21 protein-coding genes and 1 pseudogene are annotated in these 22,470 nt (G+C 56.7%); 16 read left to right on the plus strand and 6 right to left on the minus strand.

Features of this window, described 5'->3' with window-relative positions; all coding sequences use genetic code 11:
- Positions 1 to 84: 84 nt before the first annotated feature.
- Positions 85 to 1,227 (plus strand): hypothetical protein, encoded by a 1,143-nt coding sequence (locus J1D76_RS13985; protein WP_421138870.1) that lies wholly within the window; start codon positions 85 to 87, stop codon positions 1,225 to 1,227.
- A gap of 87 nt (positions 1,228 to 1,314) precedes the next feature.
- Entirely contained in the window at positions 1,315 to 2,445 is a 1,131-nt protein-coding gene (locus J1D76_RS13990; protein WP_421138871.1) for a glycosyltransferase 61 family protein, read from the plus strand.
- Between the two features lie 94 nt (positions 2,446 to 2,539).
- Here the strand turns inward: J1D76_RS13990 and J1D76_RS13995 are convergent, their stop codons facing one another.
- Positions 2,540 to 3,964, minus strand: a complete 1,425-nt coding sequence (locus J1D76_RS13995) for an undecaprenyl-phosphate glucose phosphotransferase (RefSeq protein ID WP_421138872.1) — start codon at positions 3,962 to 3,964, stop codon at positions 2,540 to 2,542.
- 366 nt (positions 3,965 to 4,330) lie between these two features.
- On the opposite strand from J1D76_RS13995, the gene J1D76_RS14000 reads away from it, so the two are divergent.
- The 6 genes from J1D76_RS14000 to J1D76_RS14025 all read left to right on the plus strand — a co-directional run bounded on the left by J1D76_RS14000 (position 4,331) and on the right by J1D76_RS14025 (position 7,692).
- A complete protein-coding gene (locus J1D76_RS14000) occupies positions 4,331 to 4,498 on the plus strand; it encodes a hypothetical protein (protein ID WP_421138873.1) in 168 nt (55 codons plus the stop codon).
- Positions 4,499 to 4,703: 205 nt separating this feature from the next.
- Positions 4,704 to 4,922 carry a hypothetical protein gene (locus J1D76_RS14005; RefSeq protein ID WP_421138874.1) on the plus strand — a complete coding sequence of 73 codons (219 nt, stop codon included), beginning with the start codon at positions 4,704 to 4,706 and terminating at the stop codon, positions 4,920 to 4,922.
- A 123-nt stretch (positions 4,923 to 5,045) separates the two neighbouring features.
- On the plus strand, positions 5,046 to 5,366 hold the full coding sequence (locus tag J1D76_RS14010) for a hypothetical protein (RefSeq protein WP_421138875.1): 321 nt from the start codon (positions 5,046 to 5,048) through the stop codon (positions 5,364 to 5,366).
- 37 nt (positions 5,367 to 5,403) lie between these two features.
- On the plus strand, positions 5,404 to 5,571 hold the full coding sequence (locus tag J1D76_RS14015; protein WP_421138876.1) for a hypothetical protein: 168 nt from the start codon (positions 5,404 to 5,406) through the stop codon (positions 5,569 to 5,571).
- A 232-nt stretch (positions 5,572 to 5,803) separates the two neighbouring features.
- Complete coding sequence (locus tag J1D76_RS14020; RefSeq protein WP_421138877.1) at positions 5,804 to 6,943, plus strand: glutathione-independent formaldehyde dehydrogenase; 1,140 nt, start codon at positions 5,804 to 5,806, stop codon at positions 6,941 to 6,943.
- 299 nt (positions 6,944 to 7,242) lie between these two features.
- Positions 7,243 to 7,692: a hypothetical protein gene (locus J1D76_RS14025; RefSeq protein ID WP_421138878.1), complete on the plus strand. Its 450-nt coding sequence runs from the start codon at positions 7,243 to 7,245 to the stop codon at positions 7,690 to 7,692.
- Between the two features lie 79 nt (positions 7,693 to 7,771).
- On the opposite strand, the gene J1D76_RS14030 is transcribed toward J1D76_RS14025, so the two are convergent.
- Positions 7,772 to 10,351 carry a bifunctional diguanylate cyclase/phosphodiesterase gene (locus tag J1D76_RS14030; RefSeq protein ID WP_421138879.1) on the minus strand — a complete coding sequence of 860 codons (2,580 nt, stop codon included), beginning with the start codon at positions 10,349 to 10,351 and terminating at the stop codon, positions 7,772 to 7,774.
- Positions 10,352 to 10,963: 612 nt separating this feature from the next.
- On the opposite strand from J1D76_RS14030, the pseudogene J1D76_RS14035 reads away from it, so the two are divergent.
- A pseudogene (locus tag J1D76_RS14035) lies at positions 10,964 to 11,065 on the plus strand (Lrp/AsnC family transcriptional regulator); the annotation flags it as partial.
- A gap of 76 nt (positions 11,066 to 11,141) precedes the next feature.
- Here J1D76_RS14035 and ehuA read toward each other — a convergent pair.
- From ehuA to ehuB, 4 genes are all read right to left on the minus strand, one after another.
- Positions 11,142 to 11,966, minus strand: a complete 825-nt coding sequence (gene ehuA / locus J1D76_RS14040; RefSeq protein WP_421138984.1) for an ectoine/hydroxyectoine ABC transporter ATP-binding protein EhuA — start codon at positions 11,964 to 11,966, stop codon at positions 11,142 to 11,144.
- A gap of 50 nt (positions 11,967 to 12,016) precedes the next feature.
- Complete coding sequence (gene ehuD / locus J1D76_RS14045; RefSeq protein WP_421138880.1) at positions 12,017 to 12,673, minus strand: ectoine/hydroxyectoine ABC transporter permease subunit EhuD; 657 nt, start codon at positions 12,671 to 12,673, stop codon at positions 12,017 to 12,019.
- A complete protein-coding gene (ehuC, locus tag J1D76_RS14050; protein ID WP_421138881.1) occupies positions 12,670 to 13,329 on the minus strand; it encodes an ectoine/hydroxyectoine ABC transporter permease subunit EhuC in 660 nt (219 codons plus the stop codon). Before ehuC ends, ehuD begins: the two co-directional genes overlap by 4 nt.
- Before the next feature lie 75 nt (positions 13,330 to 13,404).
- A complete protein-coding gene (gene ehuB / locus J1D76_RS14055; protein WP_421138882.1) occupies positions 13,405 to 14,262 on the minus strand; it encodes an ectoine/hydroxyectoine ABC transporter substrate-binding protein EhuB in 858 nt (285 codons plus the stop codon).
- A 290-nt stretch (positions 14,263 to 14,552) separates the two neighbouring features.
- Here ehuB and J1D76_RS14060 point away from each other — a divergent pair, with 290 nt between their 5' ends.
- The 7 genes from J1D76_RS14060 to J1D76_RS14090 all read left to right on the plus strand — a co-directional run bounded on the left by J1D76_RS14060 (position 14,553) and on the right by J1D76_RS14090 (position 22,451).
- Positions 14,553 to 15,947, plus strand: coding sequence for a PLP-dependent aminotransferase family protein (locus J1D76_RS14060; protein ID WP_421138883.1), 1,395 nt, complete (start codon positions 14,553 to 14,555; stop codon positions 15,945 to 15,947).
- A gap of 107 nt (positions 15,948 to 16,054) precedes the next feature.
- Complete coding sequence (eutB, locus tag J1D76_RS14065; RefSeq protein ID WP_421138884.1) at positions 16,055 to 17,026, plus strand: hydroxyectoine utilization dehydratase EutB; 972 nt, start codon at positions 16,055 to 16,057, stop codon at positions 17,024 to 17,026.
- Between the two features lie 36 nt (positions 17,027 to 17,062).
- The gene (gene eutC / locus J1D76_RS14070; protein WP_421138885.1) at positions 17,063 to 18,055 is read left to right on the plus strand and encodes an ectoine utilization protein EutC; all 993 of its coding nucleotides are present in this window, start codon (positions 17,063 to 17,065) and stop codon (positions 18,053 to 18,055) included.
- A gap of 42 nt (positions 18,056 to 18,097) precedes the next feature.
- A complete protein-coding gene (doeA, locus tag J1D76_RS14075; RefSeq protein ID WP_421138886.1) occupies positions 18,098 to 19,288 on the plus strand; it encodes an ectoine hydrolase DoeA in 1,191 nt (396 codons plus the stop codon).
- A 3-nt stretch (positions 19,289 to 19,291) separates the two neighbouring features.
- Positions 19,292 to 20,293: a N(2)-acetyl-L-2,4-diaminobutanoate deacetylase DoeB gene (gene doeB, locus J1D76_RS14080; RefSeq protein WP_421138887.1), complete on the plus strand. Its 1,002-nt coding sequence runs from the start codon at positions 19,292 to 19,294 to the stop codon at positions 20,291 to 20,293.
- A 72-nt stretch (positions 20,294 to 20,365) separates the two neighbouring features.
- On the plus strand, positions 20,366 to 20,845 hold the full coding sequence (locus J1D76_RS14085; protein WP_421138888.1) for an Lrp/AsnC family transcriptional regulator: 480 nt from the start codon (positions 20,366 to 20,368) through the stop codon (positions 20,843 to 20,845).
- A 133-nt stretch (positions 20,846 to 20,978) separates the two neighbouring features.
- The gene (locus J1D76_RS14090; protein ID WP_421138889.1) at positions 20,979 to 22,451 is read left to right on the plus strand and encodes an NAD-dependent succinate-semialdehyde dehydrogenase; all 1,473 of its coding nucleotides are present in this window, start codon (positions 20,979 to 20,981) and stop codon (positions 22,449 to 22,451) included.
- Positions 22,452 to 22,470: the final 19 nt, after the last annotated feature.

Here is a 22,470-nt window from a genome sequence, read left to right on the forward strand (position 1 = left end):
GGCGTTCTCCTGGCGGCAAAGTGGGGAACGTCTATTGTTGCTTGCAAGCAAAACCACTTTTCCTCGACATGTGCCAGTGAGCCAATGAAAGAAAATATAGCGGCATTGATGCGTCAGCTAATATCGCCCTCTGTACGTTTCGAGCTAAGAAAAGCGATGTCCTGGCTGCGAGACATAGTGAGTAGGGCTTGTTTTTGGCGCTGGGAAATTGTCAGGTTCAAACTTCGGGAAGATAGCCACTTCAGCGTCCTCTATATGGGCAGGAAAACCCAGCGAGAGTTTGTGAAGGTACTCATGGGAGGGGAGTCTTCACAGGGAGATCGTCAACTAAAATCGGAATCATCAAGCCAGACTGTATTTGTCAGTGACTTGCCGACCTCTGGCGCATTGTGTGTGCCTCAGTATTTGAGCGCCGTTGTACCGCTGAGTCGATCCATCGACGATATCACCGCGAGGTACAACACCGAGCTTCGTCGAAGTCTGCGCAAGAATCGCTCGCGTTATCGTATGAAGCAGGCCTTGAACGATGACGAAATTCAAAGTGCCGATGTGCAAATGCTCAAACCCTATGCCCAGGCGCGGCATGGCACGGCGGCCTCGCAAATCGAAACGCACGAAGTACAACGGGTGGCAAAGAATGCCGGGCGACTCGACCTGGTAATGCTCGAGGACGAGGTTGTCGCTTGCCATCTCGGGTGCGTGATCACTCGCGTAGGCAAGCGTTACTGGAGCACGATCCGTTTTGGTTACCCTGAAGCGGTGTATTCAGATGCCAAAAAACTACGTGAAATCAACTCGATTACAACCTTCATGGCCCTTGAATGGGCGATCGAAAATGGTTTCGACTATTACGATATCGGGACGTGCCTGGCACGACCGGACGACGGACTGCTTGAGTGGAAAAGAAGGCGTGGGGGTGATGTAGATACGTTGGGTAACTACGGATATGTGTTTATTCGATTGCCAAAGCGGGGCGCTGCGCAATTTCTTTGGGAAACGCCTCTGTTTGCTGTCGAAGGCAAAAAACTGACGCTGCATCTAGGGCTGCCCGAAGGGCCGAGTGACGAGGAAATCGCCAGCCGTTATCGTGAAATGGGGTTTGGTGGATTATCCAAAATATATCTCCACTGTGCCAAACAGCCGGAAGCGTTGCTACTGGAGACCTTAAGCAGTCGTTATAGTCATTTGAAGTCACCACCGGTCATGGAAGCTGTTCTCGCCAGTTGAATGAATTTCTGATGTCGTGTCAGTGCAGTGTCATGGAGTTGGATCAGGGCGCTATTTCCGTATAAGCACACTAGAGTGGTCATTCATATGTCGGATACTTATACATTGACCAATAGCGGTTCTTCGAAGTGGAGCCTTGCTGCGTATCATCACCTGTTGAAGTCGCGTCTGACGGGAAAGCCACCGTTAACACTGCAAAGTGTGGCCGTGAAGAGTTGGGAGATTGCTCCTGGTGAAGTGGCAATCGCTCCGCCGGCGTTTTTCCTTCCCAACCAGCTTGAACGAGTGACGGGGTGGGCCGGGGATCAGTTTTATCCATTCGAGCATCCACGCCGCACGATGGAGGGCATCGGTCCTGTTGAGCATGGTCCTACGCGTGGCTACCTGCTCAAGAATGCCTGGCTGATTGACGGCACGCTTTATAACGGAAATGCCAAGTCATGGTTATCACCTCGCACCAGCAGGTTGCCGAGGATTCGAGTCGAAACCGAGATCGAGCGTGGCGCGTTGTATTGCACGGCAGGCGGGAACAAGTGGTTTGGCTCATGGTTGATGGATGATTGCATTACCTACCCACTGGCGTGCAATGAAGGCGTGCCGGTGACCACGGCAGTCTCCGACGAACTCGTATCTGCAGCAAAGCACGGGATACTTCACGCGCCCGGTTATGAAAACTGGCTGGGGATGAAACCGGTTCGTTTACGGAACGCGTTTTTTCACGAACTCGTGATTTTTGATGATCTAAGCCAGAATCGCCACAAGCACTTGCGTTTTCGCACGATGGGTGAAAAGTTGCTGTCTCACGTCAATGCCAGTTCCCATCCAGGTGTGTTCATCCTGCGAGGCAATAAGGGTGAGCTGCGCTTGTTACGCAATGAAATGGAGCTTGCTGAACGACTGCGGGACCGCAGGGGATTTCGCATAATCGATCCCGCAAAATCAGATGTAGCGACGATTGTCGCGGCTTGTGCCGGGGCCAGAACCGTAGTCGGGATCGAGGGGAGTCATCTGATTCACGGGGTCAATGTACTTCAGCCGGGTGGATCGCTATTGATACTGCAGCCACCTAATCGGTTTCTTTGCTTCTTCAAGTATCTGACAGACCGTGATCACCAGAACTTCGGTTTTGTGGTGGGTAAGCAAGAGGGCGAAGGCTTTAGCGTCGACGCGCAAGAGGTTGAGCGAACCCTGGATCTATTTCCTGTAAACGCTCTTTAAGGCGACTGACCAGTGAAGCTGGCAGCGCCAATCGATGGCACTGCCGGACTGCTTGCAAACTTCTTTAATCGTCCCTATGAAATGCCCATAGACGCTAGTAGGCATGCTTGCCCGAGAAGGCCAGGACCGTGCGTGCAAGAATGACAAAGTCGAGCCAGAGCGACCAGTTGTTGATGTACTCGATGTCCGAGTCAACCCGCTGGATCATCTGTTCAATGTCTCTGGTTTCACCGCGAAACCCACGCACCTGAGCCAAACCGGTGATACCGGGTTTGATGTTGTGACGCGCAAAGTAGTCGGAGATATCGGGCGAGTATTGCGCGTCGTGCGCAATAGCGTGCGGGCGCGGCCCTACCAAAGACATTTCCCCGGTCAAGACATTGAACAGTTGTGGAAGCTCATCCAGGCTGGTCCGTCGAATGAAAGCGCCCACGCGAGTCTTGCGTGGATCATTTTTTTCGGCCTGTTTGACGATGCCTTCTTCGGGCTGATGGACGACCATGCTTCTAAACTTCCAGATTCGAAATGTATCACCGCTCCATCCCATACGTTCCTGGCGGAAAAACACCGGTCCCGGGCTATCGAGCTTGATTGCAATGGCGACGACCACCAGCAATGGCGCGGCCAATAGCAATATGAGGAAGGCCAGGACTTTGTCTTCAAGGTTTTTCAGAAAAAGTCGCATCCCCATCAGTGGCGTTTCAGATAGGGTCAGTACCGGGATTCCGGCAATTTCACGCACGCTGTGATTGATCAGGCGCAGTGAAAAAATATCGGGCACCCAATTAACCGTGGTGTGCTTGTCAAACAGCCTTAAGTAAACGTCCTTGATAATCTGTGAACTATCCAGAGGCGTAACGAAATAGACGCTGCGGATGTTGTACTGCACGACCAGGTCATCCAGGTCAGTGATGTTACCCAGAATGGGTAAGTGGTTTGTGCTCGCCGAGCCATCCTTCCCCTGATCATCATCCGCACCGATCAATACGGAGCCGACCACGCGCTCACCCAACCAGGGGTTGTTGCTGATTTTCTGATGAAGGTAGTTGGCCAGTTCCCCGGAGCCAATAATGAGAACGTTGTCCCTTTGCGTCGGGTGGGCGAGGAATTTCTTCTGCATCTCGCGTGTGCCAAGGTGCAAAAAGAGCTGAGCGAAGTAGCCGATAACAAACAACTCGGCCACCAATAAACGGGAGTACTGCTCGCTTTGTTTGGTTAGAAAGGCCATGGCAACCAGAAAACAAAACGCGGCTGTCCATGCCTTGAGCAGCTTGAAGGATTTTACGGCGAACCCGACATTGCTTCGGTAAATAGCATAGTGGTCGTATGAGACAGCCAACGCCCCCAGCAGCAACAAGACCATGATCACGTAGGCTTGGGTGACATAGCCGATGTGATAGTTGATCAAGTACCACGCGACACCGGTCACCGCGAGGCCATCGAGGCCGGCCTGAATCACAATACTGGTACTGCTTCTACGCTGTAGTACGGAACGACTGGCGTTAGGCTTGAATATCATGTTTAGACCTCATTTACTGCCCCCACGCGCTCAATGACGGCGCGATTCAGTTCAAGACGGCCCTTGCTCCAAAGCGTTAGCGTACGCGACACAAGCAAGCTGCCTTTACTAGCTGTGCGCCACCTGCCACCCAATGTGCAGACCCGGGGCAGAATGTGGCTGCGCGTGGTATCACTTTAGCAGCGCATTGAAATCCTTCACGGCTTCGGCGAGGTTTTCTCGGGGATATTTATGAGGCGCCATCGTCGGCTTCAAGGCGACAGGGGCCAGTACCGACCGAGCAGTCATCGCCTGGACATTGACTGAGGAGCGGGGCACGCCTATACAGGTGCCCTCCACGCAGCACAGTCAACGCAGGAACTGAAAATGAGCGATGAAATTGATATTCCCGAGCCGGAGCACGACCACCTGCTCGATCACGAATTTCACGATGACGAGCCATGGGCCGAACAAGACGCCCAAGGCATTCTTGACGATGAAAACGACGAAGATGACGACGTCGATTTCCTGGATCAGACAGATCAGGAGGATTGAGGCAACACCCGCACCCTCCGCGCTTCGTCCATTGCCGGCCAGCGACAGCAATGCCTGGAAGGCCGGCTGTTGCAAGAAGGCGCTAACGTCAGGGGGCAGAGGTTAAAACCCGTATGTCCGTTCATCTAGTCGACAGCACCCTGGAAATCCGCCGATTTCCAACAAGTACGGCCCGGAACTTCTGGACCTCATTGGTGAGGTGCGTATGTCTAACGATTCGAATTTCCAAGACCAGACACAAGGTTCTGATCCTGCCAAGCCTGAGCCAGGTACAGATGAACCGACGCTCGATCCTGACGACCCCGACAAATACGATCCGTTGAAAAACCCAAGCAATGGTCGTCCTGGAGATTGGACGGATCCAGGTGAAAGGACTCCGCCAGAAGCAGATGAAGAAACACCGCTATCAGACGATATGCGCTAACAGAAAGCCCGGCGAGTGAGCCGGGCATTTTTTTGCCACTCGTCCGCTGCGGTGCACTTCCATCGTTTCACCACCTCTCACGTTCAAGCACGGGGACACCGCGCATCAATTCGGAGATCAACAATGGATATTGATGAGAAAGCACCTGGGAACGTATCACAACAGGGCGGAGCCGGAATCAGTGCGGATAACGAAGCTGGCCACGATCCCAAACGGACTGACACGCCTCAAAAGAAATCCGAGGCCCACACAAACGGTGGGAAAGAAGAATTGGACAACGACCAGGATTCGACCCATGTGCCTGATGCGTCTGGATCAGCCATGGCGCCTAATAATCCAAGGAACGATGCCATAGCGAAAGAAAATTCCTACAGTCCAGATTTCAAATCTGAACCTGAACATAAGCCAGTTCAGGATGGTGACATAGATACCCAGGGTGGTTAGTTCAGGCCCTATATCCGAATCACTACGGAGAACCAGCATGGACATTCATGAGAAAGATCCTCGAAAAGTACCTCGGGTAGAGGATGATCCCCAACGCGCTGAAGCCGAGCTCCCGCTTCCTGCAGACGACGAAGCGCCAGTCGACGAAGAAATGGAAGATGTGGATGCCAACAACTCCGTTTCCAGCGAACACCCCGATCCATGATGAGGGCCCGGTCCCTCTGGTTTTCATTTTTCCAGTTTTCAGCGGATGGCCGCTTATGCTTGAGAAAGAGATATTGGGTTGAACAAAAAATTCAATGCATGCGACGTCATGCCTGGCGACTGACCACCCGTCCGGGAGCGCCCTTAATCGTTTGAACATCTGTATCCCTCTCTTGGACAGATAAGTCTGAGCGGACGAAATATTCCTTTCGTTTTGCCAATGGGAGAACAACATGAAAGCCATCGTTTATAACGGCCCCCGGGACGTGAGTGTGCAGAATGTCCCGGATGCCAAAATCGAAAAGCCTACGGATGTCCTGGTTCGAATCACCACGACCAATATCTGCGGTTCTGACCTGCATATGTACGAAGGTCGCACTTCGATGGAGACAGGTCGTGTTTTTGGGCATGAAAATCTCGGTGAGGTTATCGAGGCGGGTGCCGGTGTTGATCGGGTCAAGGTGGGTGACCGCGTTTGCCTGCCGTTCAACATTGGTTGTGGCTTCTGCGAAAACTGCGAGAAGGGTTTGACCGGCTTTTGCCTGACCGCCAATCCTGGAAGCGCTGGAGCTGCGTACGGGTTTGCCGAGATGGGGCCGTATCAGGGCGGACAGGCCGAATTGCTGCGGGTGCCTTATGCGGACTTCAACTGTCTGGTACTGCCTGAGGATGCACAGGAGCGCGAAGATGATTACGTCATGCTTTCGGACATTTTTCCGACCGGCTGGCATGCTACCGAATTGGCCGGGCTGTTACCGGGCGAGAGCATTGCGATATACGGCGCCGGCCCGGTCGGCTTGATGGCCGCTCACTCCGCCATGATCAAAGGCGCGGCGCAGGTATTCGTCGTCGACAATCATCCCGACCGCTTGAAGCTTGCATCGCAACTTGGCGCCACACCGATCAATTCCCTGGAGAAGGAGGCGGTGGATCAGATTCTTGACCTGACCCATGGCAAAGGCACGGATCGAGGGTGCGAGTGTGTCGGCTATCAGTGCTGTGACCGGCATGGTCATGAAGCCAATCACCTGACCATGAACAACCTGGTGGCCTCGACCAAGGCAACCGGGGGGATCGGTGTCGTCGGTGTATTTGTACCCGAAGACCCAGGTGCCAAAGATCAGCTCGCGAAGCAGGGAAAGATGGCCTTCGACTTCGGGGCCTTCTGGTTCAAAGGTCAGCAGATTCGAACGGGCCAAGCCAACGTCAAGGCTTACAACCGTCGCTTGGCGGAACTCATTTATCACGGTCGGGCCAATCCGGCCCAAATCATCTCCCACCGTCTGGAGCTCGCCGAAGGGCCCGAGGCCTACAAGCATTTTGACGCGCGTGACAATGGGTGGACGAAGGTGGTGCTTAAACCCGCTGCTTGACCCAACTCCGAAAGCCACTTTTGCACGTGATAGAAAGCTGCTCGAATATGCCCACCTGATGCTGCCGAGGGCGGTTAAGGTGGGCTGGCTGGGCCAAGACCAATGCTACGAATGATCTGCCTATCGCATAATTTTCTTTACCGACTAATGACCTAGAAAATCCACGGTGCGTGTGCCTTACTCAAAAACTTGGGAGAGGAGGGCAATGAATGCGTCATAGAGGGCCACAGTACTGGCTTTGGGTCAACAAACGGTTCCCCACCAGGATCCATGACGAAAGGCTCAAGGATGGGCGCCTGGTGGAAGTGCAGGCGCGCGTTACGCTCAACCGAGAAGTCCAAACATTTGTCGGGATTTATGCCGATAACGGCGCTCTGATGCACGAGGAGTTTCATGAGCAACAAGGGGCTGAGCGACTGGAAATCGCGTTGAGTTGGGGGATTCAGCGTGCACGTTCCATTCTGTTGGAAAATGAACCTTTCTGCGCGCCCCATCGCCCACAGTTGACTCTAGGACCGGTGATTGCAGACGAGACAGAGCTGGCGCTTCGACGTATGGAAATGACCGATCATGAAGAGCGAAAGCTCAAGATGCGAGACGCTAACGCAGAGTATGCTGCTGCAAAATCGGCCATGCTGGTGCTTATGCGTTCAAGCTCAATCGATCCTGGTAGTTGGGACGCACATCGCGTTCGTTTACAGCAAGCCATTGATCGCAGAGTTAACGTGCTTCGTAACTTTCTGCTTTAAGTGCGTGGGAACTCAATACTCTAGTGCCTTAGTTTCTGAAAAGCGCCGATGTCAGAAAAAAGTTGCATGGTTCTACCTTTCAAACCTTACCCAATGCCTGGCCAGCCATTAGTAAAGATTCAAAATCATCGTGATTTAACGGTCGACTCAGGAAGTATCCCTGGCCCTCTTCACAGCAGACCTCTCTGAGTAAGTCCATGTGTTGACCGGTCTCGATCCCTTCGGCGGTTACGGTCAAAGATAAAGCGCGGCCCAATCCTACGATGGCTTGAATGATCGACCTGTCTTCTTCGCTTTCGTGCAGCCGGCTTACAAAACTGCGATCTATTTTGATTCCGTCAAACGGGAACGAGCGAAGGTAGCTGAGAGATGAATAGCCGGTGCCAAAGTCATCCATTGAAAGACGTACGCCTACTTGTTTTAGCGCTCGCATGACATCAAGCGCGCCCAGAGCGTCTTCAAGCATGACACTCTCGGTCACCTCTAATTCCAAGCGGTGCGCTTGAAGCCCCGTGGCCGTGATGGTCTCATTTATCCGCTCAACCAAATTGCCGCGTTGAAATTCAGTGGAGGATAGATTGACTGATACAAATAGATTATCGGGCCAACCGGCCGCATGTTCGCAGGCGGTTTTGAGCACCCAGTTACTTAGCGCAAGGATGAGTCCCGTCTCTTCAGCGATAGGGATAAAAGTATCAGGCGGTATGAGGCCTCGTTTAGGATGCTGCCACCGCACCAGCGCTTCAGCTCCGACCATGTGGCCATCTGCAATGCGAAAGCGGGGTTGGAAATGCAGACGTAGCTCACCGTGTTGTATGCCATAGCGAAGATCATTTTCGAGCTGGCGGCGTTCGATGATTTTGGCATTCATCTCATTGGCATAAAATCGCCAGGTATTTCGTCCTCCGGATTTGGCTTCATACAAGGCGATGTCCGCATACCGGAGCAGTTCTGCTGCTATTGAGGAATCGTTCGGTGCCATTGCAATTCCAATGCTGGCACTCACAAATACCTCTTGATCTTCGACCTTGACTGGTTTCTCAATGGATTCAATGAGTCGACGGCACGCGGTTTCTACTTCTTCAACCGAGCCCACGTCGTTAAGAATCAACACGAATTCATCGCCGCCAATCCGCGCTACGAGATCTCCGCTGCGCACGCATTCAGCCAGCCGTCGAGAGACTTCATTGAGTACCTCATCACCGGCCGCGTGACCGAGAAGGTCGTTTACAGGTTTAAATCGATCAAGGTCTAAAATAAGCATTACAAGAGGATGCTCCGGGCTTGGCGCAGCTTTCAGTTTGCCGTCTAGAAACTCTTGCAACCTTGTCCTGTTTGGCAGCCCGGTCAGAGCGTCATGCTGGGACAGAAATTCAATACGTCGACGCGCCTCCACTTCATCTGTTATGTCGGTTGCCGTTCCTCTAAATCCTTCGTTGACCCATCCTCGCGCCGATATTCGTGTAAAGCGCGCGGATTTTTTCATATCAACATAACTGCACTGAACGCTGATGCTGTGACGACGATTAGGAATGCTCAACCATTGAGATACCGTAGCGTGTTCCATGCGCAGCAGATCATCAATGTTTGCACCTATCCAAAGGTCTCGAGATAGCCCTGTTACGCTTTCAAAACGCTCTGAAAGGTAGGTGAAACGCCAATGCTGATCTATTTCCCAGATCCAATCGGAGCTTGCTTCAGCTACGTCGCGAAAACGTGCTTCGCTCTGGGCGAGGGCTATCTGGCTTGATTGCAAGGACTCATAGCTGCAGTCGAGCGCCTTGGCAGCGGCGGTTGTACGTCGAAGTATGGCCCAAGTCATGATAACGACGAGAAGAGCAGCTATGGCGATCAGCGGGAGTATAAAACCCAGCAAGCGGATGCTGGGCCTTGCGGCTTCCCAATGCAGTCCCCCTGCGGAACCGTCTTCACCCAGTGGCAAGACAGACGCCTTGTGAATCTCATCGGATGTCGAGACATGCAATCCTTCGATGCCGTAATCCCTGCCCATCGCTTGCAGTTTGGCGTTGTCCAGCACTTCTACAAAAAGCAGTACTGAAAGAGGGCCCTTATCAGGTTGAACGGTAGGATCGGCCCCAGGTGTGAGAGCGGCTGCGGCAACAATTGTAGGAATACCGTGGACGTTGAGGAAAGTAGTCACCACCGCTTCACTGTCCGCGCCCCGTCGAGCCTGGGTGAGCAGCGCGTCAATTGGCTTTCCCAACCAACTCGCAGCTTCAACGGTTGTCAGCTCACCTCTTACGACCGAGTAGACGGTACGATCTACGGCGTTTACTACGAATAGGCCGGTGAAACCAAAATCGGAGTAAAGAGTCGGGCCTAGGTTCTGCCTGGTAAATGCCCAGTCCGTATCCACCGTTTTGTGCAAATGCTGGTATCCATCGCCCCAAAAGGCGTAATCCTTAATGGTGGAACGAAGATTTTTTTCCAGCGTGTGAACAGCTTTTTGGGCGTAGAAAGCGCTCTCTGACTCTTCATTGCTATCTAGGTTTTTGGCTACAAAAACCAGTAGTCCCGTGGCAAGGATGAACACTATGCCCAGCAGCCCAGCGAACTTGAACAGGGAGGCTCTGGCGAGTGCAACGTTTGAGTTTAATGGGACTGCGTCAGCAGCGATAAAAGCGTCAGGCTTCGGCATAACACTCCAAGTGATAAATCTGAGGTTTGGTCTCGGTCACTTTTTTATCGACAGCGGGATGAACCCTTAAACAATGACCAGAGCGTAGTAGCTTTTTAGGGCTAACGTGAAGGCAGACCGTTGATGGTGGGAGGCCTTGAATTTTTTTGCCAATCTGGACGCAGCCCTGAGACGTATCGTGGGGGAAGGTCGGTAATTTGCCACACGAAGATGTCTGGCGCGAAACCGTCGGGGCTGGCGGCAGGCTCATGGAGCGAGTATTCATGGGGGCCTGAACACTCTCAAGGACATCGGACGTCATCGAGCCTGAAATAGGGGGGTGATCACCACCTAGCAGTGCGCAGGAGCGCACTTTATAAGAAAAGATCAACACCAGAAAAAGGCTCAGATGCACAATAAAAAACCGTATCAGTTTGCCCTGAAACAGTACGAAGGGTGCAATCGGGCCTGCAGGATCCACCGATGATCGAGTAAAACGGCCGTTCAATGTGGGTGACTGCTCTCGCTGGAGGCGGGCTAAGCGAGCGGCCGCTTCTGGCCCGGCATACCCAGCAGTGGGAAAATACGTTGGCAATCTATGAATATAGACTCATTGGCTCGCAAGCTCGGGCCCTGAGCGAGCTCAACGCAGAACTCACCCGGATCAACATGATCAAGGGCGTGGCGCACACCGCCTCGCCTATCGTGAGGGAGACCAAATTCAGCCGTACGTGAACGCTGTAGCGCGTTAACCGCAGGCGATCCCTACGCGTCATCGTCCCAAGCGACGGACAGGGCTGTTGAACGTCGCCTAATTGGCTTCTTTTACCGCACTCAGAAACGCGCACGTACGTTCCTGCTGCGGGTGTTCGAAGATCTGCGCCGGCGTACCCTGTTCATGGATCTGGCCCTTGTAGAAGAAACACACCCGATCGGCAAACTCCCTGGCGAAACCCATCTGGTGAGTGACCATCAGCATGGTCAGTTTGTGTTCGGCGCCGAGCTTGCGGATGACATTGAGCACTTCGCCGCACAGTTCCGGGTCGAGCGCCGAGGTCACTTCGTCGAACAGCATCACTTTGGGCCGCATGGCCAGGGCGCGGGCGATCGCCACCCGTTGTTGTTGACCGCCGGACAACTGCGAAGGGTAGTGCCCCAGCTTGCTGCCCAGGCCCACCAGTTCCAGCAAGTCCGCCGCACGTTCCCTTGCTTCGGCCGGTTTCATACCCAGCACCTGCACGGGCGCTTCGATGACATTCTGCAGCGCCGTCATGTGCGGGAACAGGTTGAAACTCTGGAATACCATGCCGATCTTGCCGCGCACACGTCGGATATGGCGGTCGTTGGCAGGCACTAGTACGCCGTTGCGATTGGGCATGTGCGTCAGCAGATCGTCTTCGACACGGATCAATCCGTCATCGATGCCCTCGAGGGTCATCAGTACCCGCAACAATGTGGATTTCCCCGACCCGCTGGGGCCGATGATCGCCACTTTCTCACCCGGCGTGACGTCCAGATTCAAATGGTCGAGCACGGTGAAGTTGCCGTAGCTTTTGGTGACGTCCTGGAAGCTGACAATAGGCTTGGCCGTTTTGGATTGATGCATGGCCGTGGCCTCTTGCGGATGCAACGGCATCAGGTTGCCGCGTTGGGAAAGGTCGTTGGAGGTCGAGAGTGGAAAAGTCATTAGCGTAGCTCCAGGCGCAGTTCGAGGCGCCGTACCAGATAAGCCAAAGCGATGCTCAGGGCGAGGAAAAACAGGCCGACCATGGTGATCGGCTCCAGGTAGCGGAAGTTCTCTGAACCGATGTTCTTGGCCTGCTGCATTATTTCAACCACGGTAATGGCCGACAGCACGGGCGTGTCCTTGAGCATTGCCACCAGGTAGTTACCCAGCGGCGGCAGGATTGGACGCAAGGCCTGCGGCAGGATGATGTTGCGGTAGGCGCAGTACGGCGCGATGTTCAGCGCGGTCACCGCTTCCCATTGCGCTCGAGGCACGGCATCGAGCCCACCGCGATAGACCTCGGCGATGTAGCAGGCGTAGTGCACGCCGATGCCGATGATCCCCACTTGCATGGCCGTCAGGCTCACCCCGTAGTTGGGCAGCACGTAATAGAGGAAATACACCTGGATCAGCAGCGGCGTGCTGCGGATGAATTCGATCATCCCGGCGATCGGCCATGACAGCCAGTACAGGCGGCTGCGTCGACCGATGGCCAGGAACAGCCCCAACACGATCGCGATCAGGAAACCGATCAGGGTGATGCCCACGGTGTTAAGCGAAGCGCGCAGCAAATCGGGGAGGATCTGCCAGGCATACGTCCAGTCGAACAGGGTCATGACAGACCTCCACGCATCCGGCCGCGCGCCAGGCGACGCTCCATGCTGCGCATGCCTAAGTTGATTGCTTGGGCCAGGATGAAATACAACACCAGCGCCAGGCTGAAGATTTCCAGCGTCTGGAACGTGGCCTGATCCAGTTGCCGAGCGCGGAAGCTCAGGTCGGACAAGGTGATCAACGACACCAGCGAGGTGTTTTTCAACAGTTCGATCAGCAGGTTGGTGCCCGGCGCAATGGCCGCGAGCAATGCCTGGGGCAGAATGATCCGGCGAAAGCGCTTACAGCTGCTGAAGTTCAGCGCGGTCGCCGCTTCGTACTGACCTTTCGCCACCGAACTGATTGCACCGCGCATTACCTCGGCGCCATAAGCGCCGATGTGCAGACCGAGGCCGACGATGGCCACGCTGTACGGGCTCAGTTCGAGATTGAACGGTGGCAGCGGCAATACGAAAAACAACCAGAACAACTGCACCAGTAACGACGTGCCGCGAAACACCTCAATGTAGGCGACCGAGAACCAGCTCAGCGGGCGCCACGGCGACATGCGCCCCAGTGCCGCCAGAATGGCCGCGACAATGGCCAGGATCGAGCCGAAGAAGGTCACTTGGAGCGTGACCCAGGCGCCTTGTATCAATAGCGGAAGTAATTCACCCATTGTTTACACCTGCGTGGTTCAACATCCGGAGTCGACAGGGACAGGCATCGTGCCGCAGCGCCATGCCTGTCTTGACTATTGAGCGCAGAGCTCGGCAGCCGTTTTGCTGGTCACGTTGGATTTGTCAAAGCCGAACGGGGCGACCGTCTTGAGGTGCTCTTCGGAGCCCAGCCACTTTTTCAGTTCGGCATTGACTGCATCGCGCAGGTCCTTGTCTTCGGGGCGGAAGGCGAGGGCGCCATAACCGGTGTGCGACGGGTCATCCTTGAAGTCAGTGACCGCCTCGACTTTTTCACCGCCCTTGGCGGCCAGGCCTTTCATGGTCAGTTGAGTGCCCACGGCGGCATCGGCGCGACCGGCGCGCACGGCTTGCAATTGGGCGGTGGTGTCGGGCACCTGCAGGATCTGAGCGTCCTTGACCCCAGAATCCCGTGCATATTTCAGGTTGACCGTGCCGGCCATGATCGCCAGCTTCACATCCGGGTTTTTGGCGATGTCTTCATAGCTGTGCAAATTCTTCGGGTTGCCTTTGGCGGTCAGGAGGGCGTCGGGCAACTGGTACTGCGGATCGGTGAAAATGACCTGCTTGCAGCGTTCGGGGGTGATGTACATGCCGGCGGCAATCACGTCGAAACGCCCGGCGCGAAGGCCCGGAATCAACGAGCCCCACTCGGTCAAGACACCGTCGACCTGTTTGATACCCATTTTGGCGAAGATGACCTTGGCGATCTCTGGCGATTCCCCGGTGACCCGGCCATCGGTTTCGGTAAAAGCGAACGGGGTTTCATTGGCATAGCCGATACGAATGCTGCTGTTTTTCGTAATGGTTTCCAGCGTCGTGGCAGCGTGGGCACTGGCGGCCAGGCCGAACATCGCACAAGCCACGAACAAGTGACGCAAAACATGGGAACCGCGGGGAAGGTAATTGCTCATCGATAAAATCTCCTGTTTCTTGTGGACCCGACGGTGACGGGTCTGTGGTAGGAGGCAGTGTGACAAGAGCAAAGCGTACGAGAGCCGTTTCCTGTTGAGCCGAAGCTTGGAGACACAGTTCCGGTACAGATCGATTGGTTGTTATGGGCGGCGGGTTCAGCAGCCTGTGCATCGACCTTGAACCGAGCATACAAAAGCCCTGCGCCACATTGCATTGCACTAGGACAATTGCTTTGCATGGTTTCTCGCGGGATGCTGTTGGCATTGGCAAACACGTGGGTTCGGCGCTGATGGACAAATGGAAGGCAGCATTGGAAATGGCCCGCATCGGCGAGTCGAAATACAAGATCCTGGTGCAGGTGATTGCCGACGATATCGAGCAAGGCGTGTTGGTCAACGACCAGCGCCTGCCGCCGCAGAGGCAGGTTGCCGATACGATAGGCATCAGCGTGCAGACGGTGACCAATGCCTATAAGGAATTGGAGCGCCAGGGCCTGGTACGTTGCGAAGTGGGGCGCGGCAGCTTTGTATCGCGGCGCATGAGCGACCGGGTCGCCACCTATATTCTCGACAGTCCGGAACGCGCGCTCGTGGATTTTTCAATCACGCGGATCATGCACACCCGTGAGCACGACCAGTTCTGGCGCGAGACCTGCCGGGAACTCAGCACCGAAGAAGACCAGCCGTGGATTCACGCGTTTCGGCCTATTGCCGGTTTCGAATCGCACCGTGAAGCGGCCATGCACTGGATTGGGCGACAGGGCCTGCGCGTCGAACGCGATGACATCCTGATCACCAACGGCGCAGCCCACGGGATTTTCCTCGCCCTGGCTTCGCTGGCCGGTCCCGATGATGTGGTGCTCTGCGAAGGCATTACCGACCATGGCGTGATCGGCAATTCTCAGGTACTCGGTTTTACACTCAAGGGCCTGGAAATGGATCGCTATGGCATTGATCCGGAGCATTTCGAGGACATGTGCAGCAACGAGCGCATCACTGCGCTGGTCTGTACACCGAACCTGAACAACCCGACCACCAGCCTGATGCCGGACAACCGCCGACGTGAAATTGCCGAGATTGCACGGCGTTTTGGCGTGCATATCATCGAAGATGACGTCTACGGGCCGCTGCTGGATGAGCGTCGCGCACCGCCGATCAGCCGTTACCTGCCAGAGCTGTCGTTCTATTGCACCAGCATGACCAAGTCGGTACTCACCGGTTTGCGCATTGGTTATCTGGTAATGCCCAAGCGCCTGGCGCTGCGCACCGAAAGCATCCTACGGGTCAACAGCTGGATGGCCACGCCGATGGTTTCGGAAATCGCCACCCGCTGGATTCGCGATGGGCGCGCCGACACGCTGGTGGGCGCGCAGCGCAAGCTGTTGAGCGGGCGCCAGGCGATGGTCGGCGAATACCTGGGCGAATACCTGCTCGGCCAGCATCCCCATGCCTTGAACGCGTGGATCGGCATCCCGCCGCACTGGGAGCTCGACAGCCTGGTCAGGGCACTACGCCACAAGCATATTGCGGTTACCTCGCCAGACCCTTTTACCGTGCGTGGTACGCCCCGACCACGGGCGGTGCGGGTGTGCGTCGGCGCTGAATGCAGCGATGAAGAAATGCGCAATGCGCTGATCGGCATGCGCGAAATTTTTGATCAGTACCCGCAGATCCATGACTTTTAAACGGGAAAAAAGGCGTGGAAAAATTTGTCGATTAAATTGCCCTAGTACATTCAGCGCGACAATCCCGCCCTCTTAGACTGCGTCCACTACCTCATCGGGATGCGGTCATGTCTGCGCTAAAGCTCAACGATATCTACCTCGCCCGCCAGCGAATCGCTGCGCTGATTCGGCGCACACCGATGGAACATTCGTCCAGCCTGTCGCGGCAATTGAGCGTGCCGGTGTACCTCAAGCTCGAATCTCAACAGATCACCGGCAGCTTCAAGTTGCGCGGCGCGAGTAATGCCGTGGCACACCTCAGTGCCGAGCAAAAGGCGCGGGGCGTGGTCGCCGCATCGACCGGCAATCATGGGCGGGCGCTCGCTTACGCCGCGTCGCAACAAGGTGTGAAAGCGACGATTTGCCTGTCGCACCTGGTGCCGGGAAACAAGGTCCAGGCCATTCGCGATCTCGGCGCCGATGTGCGCATCGTCGGCCAGTCCCAAGATGATGCCCAGCGTGAAGCCGAACGGATTGCCCATGAGCAGGGCGCGACGCTGCTGCCGCCGTTCGACCACCCGGCAATCATTGCCGGACAGGGCACGCTGGGGCTGGAAATCCTTGAACAGCAGCCAGACGTCGCTCAAGTCCTGATTCCATTGTCCGGCGGCGGTTTGTTCGCCGGCGTTGCGTTGGCGCTCAAAAGTGCAAACCCGCAGATCGTCACCCACGGTATCAGCATGCAACGCGGCGCTGCCATGCACGCCAGCCACGCCGCCGGACATCCGGTGGACGTCGAAGAGTTGCCGACCCTGGCCGACTCGCTGGGCGGCGGCATCGGCCTGGACAACCGATACACCTTCTCAATAACCCGCGACACTTGCGATCACCTGCACTTGCTCAGTGAAGCCTCTATCGCCAACGCCATGCGCCACGCCTATCGCGAAGAGCGCCTGGTACTGGAAGGTGCGGCGGCGGTGGGGATCGCCGCGCTGCTCGATGGCTTGATCGAGCCGCGGGGGCCGGTCGTGGTGGTGGTCAGCGGACGCAACGTCGATATCGATCAGCACCTGCGGGTGTTGAGCGGTGCCGATGCCTGAATTCCAACAATAACGACTCAATGGAGTGCCGCGTTGATGAGTGAAATCACCTTGTTGAATGAAGCGGATCTGCGTGCTTGCGTAGCGCTGGATTTGCCCAGCATTGAAGCCATAGAGCAGGCCTTCGTGTTGCTGGCGACCGCCGACGTTGCCATGCCGCCGATCCTGCGCCTGGACATTGCCGAGCATAACGGCGAAGTGGACGTGAAAACCGCCTATTTGCCGGGCTTGGAGCGTTTTGCAATCAAGGTCAGCCCGGGGTTTTTCAACAACCCGACACTTGGCTTGCCCAGCCTCAACGGCATGATGATATTGCTGTCGGCACGCACCGGTCTGCTGGATGCCTTGCTGTTGGATAACGGTTACCTGACGGCGGTGCGTACGGCTGCGGCAGGGGCAGTGGCGGCGCGGGCGTTGTCTCGGCCCGACAGTCGCCGTGTCGCATTGATGGGGGCTGGCGAGCAGGCCGCATTGCAGCTTGAGGCTTTGCGCCTGGTGCGGCCAATCGACAGCGTGCATGTCTGGGCGCGAAATTTCGCCAAGGCCCAGTCCTTCAGCGAACGCCTGGCCCGTGACAGCGGCTTGGCCATCAAACCTTGCGCTAGCATCGACGAGGCAATGGCCGAGGTCGACATCGCGATCACGTGTACTCCGAGCCGAGAGCCGTTAATCGATGTGCGTCATTTGTCCCCCGGTTTGCACATCACCGCCATGGGTTCGGATGCCGAGCACAAAAACGAAATTTCCCCCGGTGCTTTGGCGCAAGTCGACCGCTATGTGGCGGATCGTTTGAGCCAGACGCGCTTGCTCGGTGAGCTACATCACGCGCTCTTGGCGGGCGTCGTCAGCGACGAATCGGGCTTTGCAGAACTGGGGCAGGTGATTGCCGGTCAACGGCCCGGTCGCACGGGCGCCACGCAGATCACCTTGTGCGACCTCACCGGTACCGGCGCTCAGGACACGGCCATGGCCAACCTGGCCTTCGAGCGTGCGCGCTCAGCCGGCAAGGGTTTTCAGTTCAGCAGTTAAACCGTTTTTTCATCCGCGCGTCATTTATCAGAGGGCATGTGCATGTCTCAGATAGTCGTCAATCTTCCGTTCCAGCGGGCGGAATACGCCCAGCGTCTGGCCAAGGTGCGAGCGGCCATGCAGGAGCAGGGCATCGAGCTGTTGCTGGTCACCGATCCGTCGAACATGGCCTGGCTGACCGGCTACGACGGTTGGTCGTTTTATGTCCATCAATGCGTGCTGCTGGCCCTCGATGGCGAACCAGTGTGGTTCGGTCGTGGCCAGGACGCCAACGGCGCCAAGCGCACGGTGTTCATGCAGCCGGAAAACATCGTCGGTTATCCGGACATCTACGTGCAGTCGCGCGAACGTCATCCCATGGACTACCTGTCACGGGAAGTCATCAGCGCGCGCGGTTGGGACGCGCTGACCATTGGCGTGGAGATGGACAACTATTACTTCAGCGCCGCCGCGTTCCTGTCGCTGCAAAAAAACCTGCCCAAGGCCAGGCTGATTGACGCGGTCGGGCTGGTGAACTGGCAGCGTGCGGTCAAGTCGCCGCAAGAAATCGAGTACATGCGCATCGCCGCGCGTATCGTCGAAAACATGCATGGGCGCATCCTTGAACGGATCGAACCGGGCATGCGCAAAAATGAGCTGGTGGCCGAGATCTACAGCAGCGGCATCCTCGGCGCCGACGGTCATGGCGGTGATTATCCGGCGATCGTGCCGCTGTTGCCGACGGGGGCCGACGCCGGTGCGCCGCACCTGACCTGGGACGATTCGCCGTTTGAAAAAGGCGCCGGCACCTTCTTTGAAATCGCCGGCTGCTACAAGCGCTATCACTGCCCGCTGTCGCGCACGATTTACCTGGGCAAGCCACCCCAACACTTCCTCGACGGCGAGAAAGCCGTGGTCGAAGGCATCGCCGCCGGGCTTGAAGCGGCCAAGCCGGGCAACACCACCGGCGACATCGCCGTGGCATTCTTCAAGGTGTTGGAGAAGTTCGGCATCCACAAGGACAGCCGCTGCGGCTACCCGATCGGCATCAGCTACCCGCCGGATTGGGGCGAACGCACCATGAGCCTGCGGCCCGGCGACAACAGCGTATTGCAAGCGGGCATGACCTTCCACTTCATGCCGGGTCTGTGGATGGATGACTGGGGGCTGGAAATTACCGAGAGCATCCTGATCACCGAGACTGGCGTCGAAACGCTGTGCGATGTGCCTCGCCAACTGTTCGTGAAGGATTGAGCCATGAGTGAACTGCCTGACAACCCAATCAGCGCCACCGTGGATTTCACCCGCGAGGGCGTGCAGCACGGTTTTCTCAAGTTGCCGTATTCCCGGGATGATTCTGCCTGGGGCGCGGTGATGATCCCGATCACGGTGATCCAGGGCGGTCAGGGACCGACCGCGCTACTGACCGGCGGTAACCACGGTGACGAATACGAAGGCCCTGTGGCATTGAGCAAGCTGGCTCAACGCCTGAAGGCTGCCGACGTCAGCGGGCGGGTGATCATCGTTCCGTTCATGAACACCCCGGCGTTTCGCGCTGGGCGGCGTACGTCGCCGATCGACAAGGGCAACCTCAATCGCAGCTTTCCCGGCAAGGCGGACGGCACGGTGACCGAAAAGATCGCCGATTACTTCACCCGCGCCTTGCTGCCCCTGGCCGACATCGTGCTGGATATTCACTCCGGTGGCCGCACCCTGGATTTCCTGCCGTTCGCCGCATGTCACGTCTTGCCGGATAAAGAGCAACAGGCACGCTGCGAGGCGGGCATGCGAGCGTTCAATGCGCCATACAGCATGCGCATGCTCGAACTGGATGCGGGGGCGATGTACGACACCGCTGCTGAGTCCCAAGGCAAAGTCTTTGTCACGACAGAGTTGGGCGGCGGCGGTTCGTCCACGGCACGCAGCGTGGCGATTGCCGAACGCGGTGTGCGCAATTTGCTGGTGCATGCAGGGATTCTTGAGGGCGAAATGCAGACGGCGCGCTCGATCATGCTCGACATGCCCGACGGTGATTGTTTCATTGCCAGTGAGCACGATGGGTTGCTGGAGATGTGCCGTGACCTGGGTGATAACGTGAACAAGGGCGAGGTGATCGCCCGCGTCTACGACGCCACCCGTAGCGGTGTAGCTGCGGTGCAATACCGTGCAGCGCGCAATGGTGTGTTGGCGGCGCGACACTTTCCAGGACTTGTGGGTTGTGGCGATACCCTTGCGGTTATCGCCGACGTTGTGGAGTAACTCAAAGTCCCCTGTGGGCGCGAGCCCGCTCACTCCCACAGGGTTTCCTTACATTCAGGAGATTCCCGGCCCATGCACAAACTCGATCGCTATGACCTGAAAATCCTGCGGGTACTCGCTGACGACGGGCGTATTACCAAATCGAGCCTGGCCGAAGCGATCAATCTCTCGGTGACCCCAGCCTGGGAGCGCGTGCGAAAACTCGAAGCCCTGGGCCTGATCAAGGGCTACCGGGCGCAAATCGACTGGGGCGCGGTGTTCAAGCGTCAGCAGGTGTTGGTGGAAATCACCTTGGCCCGGCACACGGCGCAGGACATGCGGCGCTTCGAGCAGCGCATGAACGATGCGTCCGAAGTCGCATTCTGTTATGCCACCGGCGGCGGCGTCGATTATATGGCGATGATCCAGGCACCGGACATTGACCATTACCAGCGTTTTATCGACCAACTGCTGCTTGATGACCTGGGTATCGAACGGTACTTCACCTACATCGTCACCAAAACCATCAAGACCGGTGGTGCGTTGCCGGCCGAACTCATTCAAGCGTCCTGAGTGCACCGCAAAAAGCACGTGTTTACCCGCACTCAATCAGAAAAAAACACCTGCCACACCCCTTTCAAACGCCAAATCCCCAAGGCTCGGCTGCCCTAGCATGGTTTCACGCACACGGATTGGAGTGAATGCCATGAATTTTAAACATCCATTGTTGTTCAAGGCCCTTTGCTACGTCGATGGCCATTGGGTGCACAGTGACAGCGGCAACAGCATCGCCGTGCACAATCCGGCCGATCAAAAACTGATCGGTCATGTGCCGCTGCTTGACCCACCCCAAATCGTCGCCGCCGTCGAGGCCGCGCACCGCGCGTTTGCTGATTGGCGTGAACAAAGCCTGGAGGCGCGTGGGGTAGTTTTGCGGCGCTGGGCGGCATTGATACTTGAACATCAGGAAGACTTGGCGCGGATCCTGAGCCTGGAGCAGGGCAAGTCCCTGGCCGAGTCCCGTGGCGAAATCGCTTATGCCGCCAGTTTCATTCCATGGTTTGCCGAGGAGGCTCGGCGGTTGTACGGGCAAAACATTCCCAGCCACATTCCAGGTGCTCATCTGGGCACGGTCAAGGAACCGGTCGGCGTATGTGCATTGCTGACCCCGTGGAATTTCCCGTCAGCCATGATTACCCGCAAAGCCGCTGCGGCCCTGGCCGCCGGTTGCACCGTGATCGTCAAGCCCGCCCATGAAACGCCGTATTCGGCCTTCGCCCTGGCGCAACTCGCCGAGGAAGCGGGTTTCGCGGCCGGCGTGTTCAACGTGGTGCTGGGCGAGCCGCAAATGGCCATGCAAACCCTGGTACAGGACCCTCGCGTGCGTTCGGTGAGTTTCACCGGCTCGACCCGTGTCGGTAAGTTGGTGCTGCAAGCCGCGGCTCAGGATGTGAAAAAGGTTGCACTGGAGTTGGGCGGCAATGCGCCGTTCATTGTCTGCGCCGACGCCGACCTTGAACTGGCGGTAAAAGTCGCAGTAGCCGCCAAGTTCCAGACCTCTGGCCAGGACTGCTGCGCAGCCAATCGCATCATGGTGGATCGTGCTGTCTATCCGGTATTTCTCCAGCGATTTTCCGAAGCGGTGCGAGCGTTGCGCGTAGGCCCGGCGATGGTCGGCGACCAGGAGCAACAGGTCGATATTGGCCCGTTGATGCATCAGGCCGCTTTCGACGTCACCGCCGAGCGCGTTGCCGACGCACTGCAGCAGGGGGCACAACGGTTGGTGGGGGGCGAGGCGCATGCCCTGGGTGGCTTGTTCTACCAGCCCACGGTACTGGCCGATGTCACGCCGCAGATGCGCATTTACCGCGAAGAAAACTTCGCGCCGATTGCCGGGGTGATGCCGTTCGACAGCCTCGATCAGGCCGTCGAGATGGCCAACGATACCGAATACGGTCTGGCCGCCTACCTTTGTTCCAATCGCCTGGACCTGATCTACCCGCTGATTCGCCGGCTCGACCACGCCATGGTGGCGGTCAACGGCGTCAAGTTCACCGGCCATCCGATCCCGTTCGGTGGCATGAAAGCCTCGGGGCTGGGCCGTGAAGGCGGCGCCGAAGGCTTCGAAGCCTTTGTCGAAACCAAATACTTTTGCCTGCACCATCAAGGCCAGTTCTAAGGCCAGTTCTCAGGAGACA

It is taken from the genome of Pseudomonas sp. NFX15 (genome assembly GCF_049132105.1).
In the GTDB taxonomy this organism is placed as follows: domain Bacteria; phylum Pseudomonadota; class Gammaproteobacteria; order Pseudomonadales; family Pseudomonadaceae; genus Aquipseudomonas.

What these genes read in the sequence shown, in the direction of transcription:
- J1D76_RS14020 (WP_421138877.1), top strand. Translation starts at nt 5,804, where the DNA reads ATGAAAGCCATCGTTTATAACGGCCCCCGGGACGTGAGTGTGCAGAAT.
- ehuA (WP_421138984.1), bottom strand. Translation starts at nt 11,966, where the DNA reads ATGCCGTTGCATCCGCAAGAGGCCACGGCCATGCATCAATCCAAAACG.
- doeA (WP_421138886.1), top strand. Translation starts at nt 18,098, where the DNA reads ATGTCTCAGATAGTCGTCAATCTTCCGTTCCAGCGGGCGGAATACGCC.
- J1D76_RS14015 (WP_421138876.1), top strand. Translation starts at nt 5,404, where the DNA reads ATGGACATTCATGAGAAAGATCCTCGAAAAGTACCTCGGGTAGAGGAT.
- ehuB (WP_421138882.1), bottom strand. Translation starts at nt 14,262, where the DNA reads ATGAGCAATTACCTTCCCCGCGGTTCCCATGTTTTGCGTCACTTGTTC.
- J1D76_RS14005 (WP_421138874.1), top strand. Translation starts at nt 4,704, where the DNA reads ATGTCTAACGATTCGAATTTCCAAGACCAGACACAAGGTTCTGATCCT.
- J1D76_RS14060 (WP_421138883.1), top strand. Translation starts at nt 14,553, where the DNA reads ATGGACAAATGGAAGGCAGCATTGGAAATGGCCCGCATCGGCGAGTCG.
- J1D76_RS13990 (WP_421138871.1), top strand. Translation starts at nt 1,315, where the DNA reads ATGTCGGATACTTATACATTGACCAATAGCGGTTCTTCGAAGTGGAGC.
- J1D76_RS13995 (WP_421138872.1), bottom strand. Translation starts at nt 3,964, where the DNA reads ATGATATTCAAGCCTAACGCCAGTCGTTCCGTACTACAGCGTAGAAGC.
- ehuD (WP_421138880.1), bottom strand. Translation starts at nt 12,673, where the DNA reads ATGACCCTGTTCGACTGGACGTATGCCTGGCAGATCCTCCCCGATTTG.
- eutB (WP_421138884.1), top strand. Translation starts at nt 16,055, where the DNA reads ATGTCTGCGCTAAAGCTCAACGATATCTACCTCGCCCGCCAGCGAATC.
- ehuC (WP_421138881.1), bottom strand. Translation starts at nt 13,329, where the DNA reads ATGGGTGAATTACTTCCGCTATTGATACAAGGCGCCTGGGTCACGCTC.
- J1D76_RS14000 (WP_421138873.1), top strand. Translation starts at nt 4,331, where the DNA reads ATGAGCGATGAAATTGATATTCCCGAGCCGGAGCACGACCACCTGCTC.
- J1D76_RS14010 (WP_421138875.1), top strand. Translation starts at nt 5,046, where the DNA reads ATGGATATTGATGAGAAAGCACCTGGGAACGTATCACAACAGGGCGGA.
- doeB (WP_421138887.1), top strand. Translation starts at nt 19,292, where the DNA reads ATGAGTGAACTGCCTGACAACCCAATCAGCGCCACCGTGGATTTCACC.
- J1D76_RS13985 (WP_421138870.1), top strand. Translation starts at nt 85, where the DNA reads ATGAAAGAAAATATAGCGGCATTGATGCGTCAGCTAATATCGCCCTCT.
- J1D76_RS14030 (WP_421138879.1), bottom strand. Translation starts at nt 10,351, where the DNA reads ATGCCGAAGCCTGACGCTTTTATCGCTGCTGACGCAGTCCCATTAAAC.
- eutC (WP_421138885.1), top strand. Translation starts at nt 17,063, where the DNA reads ATGAGTGAAATCACCTTGTTGAATGAAGCGGATCTGCGTGCTTGCGTA.
- J1D76_RS14085 (WP_421138888.1), top strand. Translation starts at nt 20,366, where the DNA reads ATGCACAAACTCGATCGCTATGACCTGAAAATCCTGCGGGTACTCGCT.
- J1D76_RS14090 (WP_421138889.1), top strand. Translation starts at nt 20,979, where the DNA reads ATGAATTTTAAACATCCATTGTTGTTCAAGGCCCTTTGCTACGTCGAT.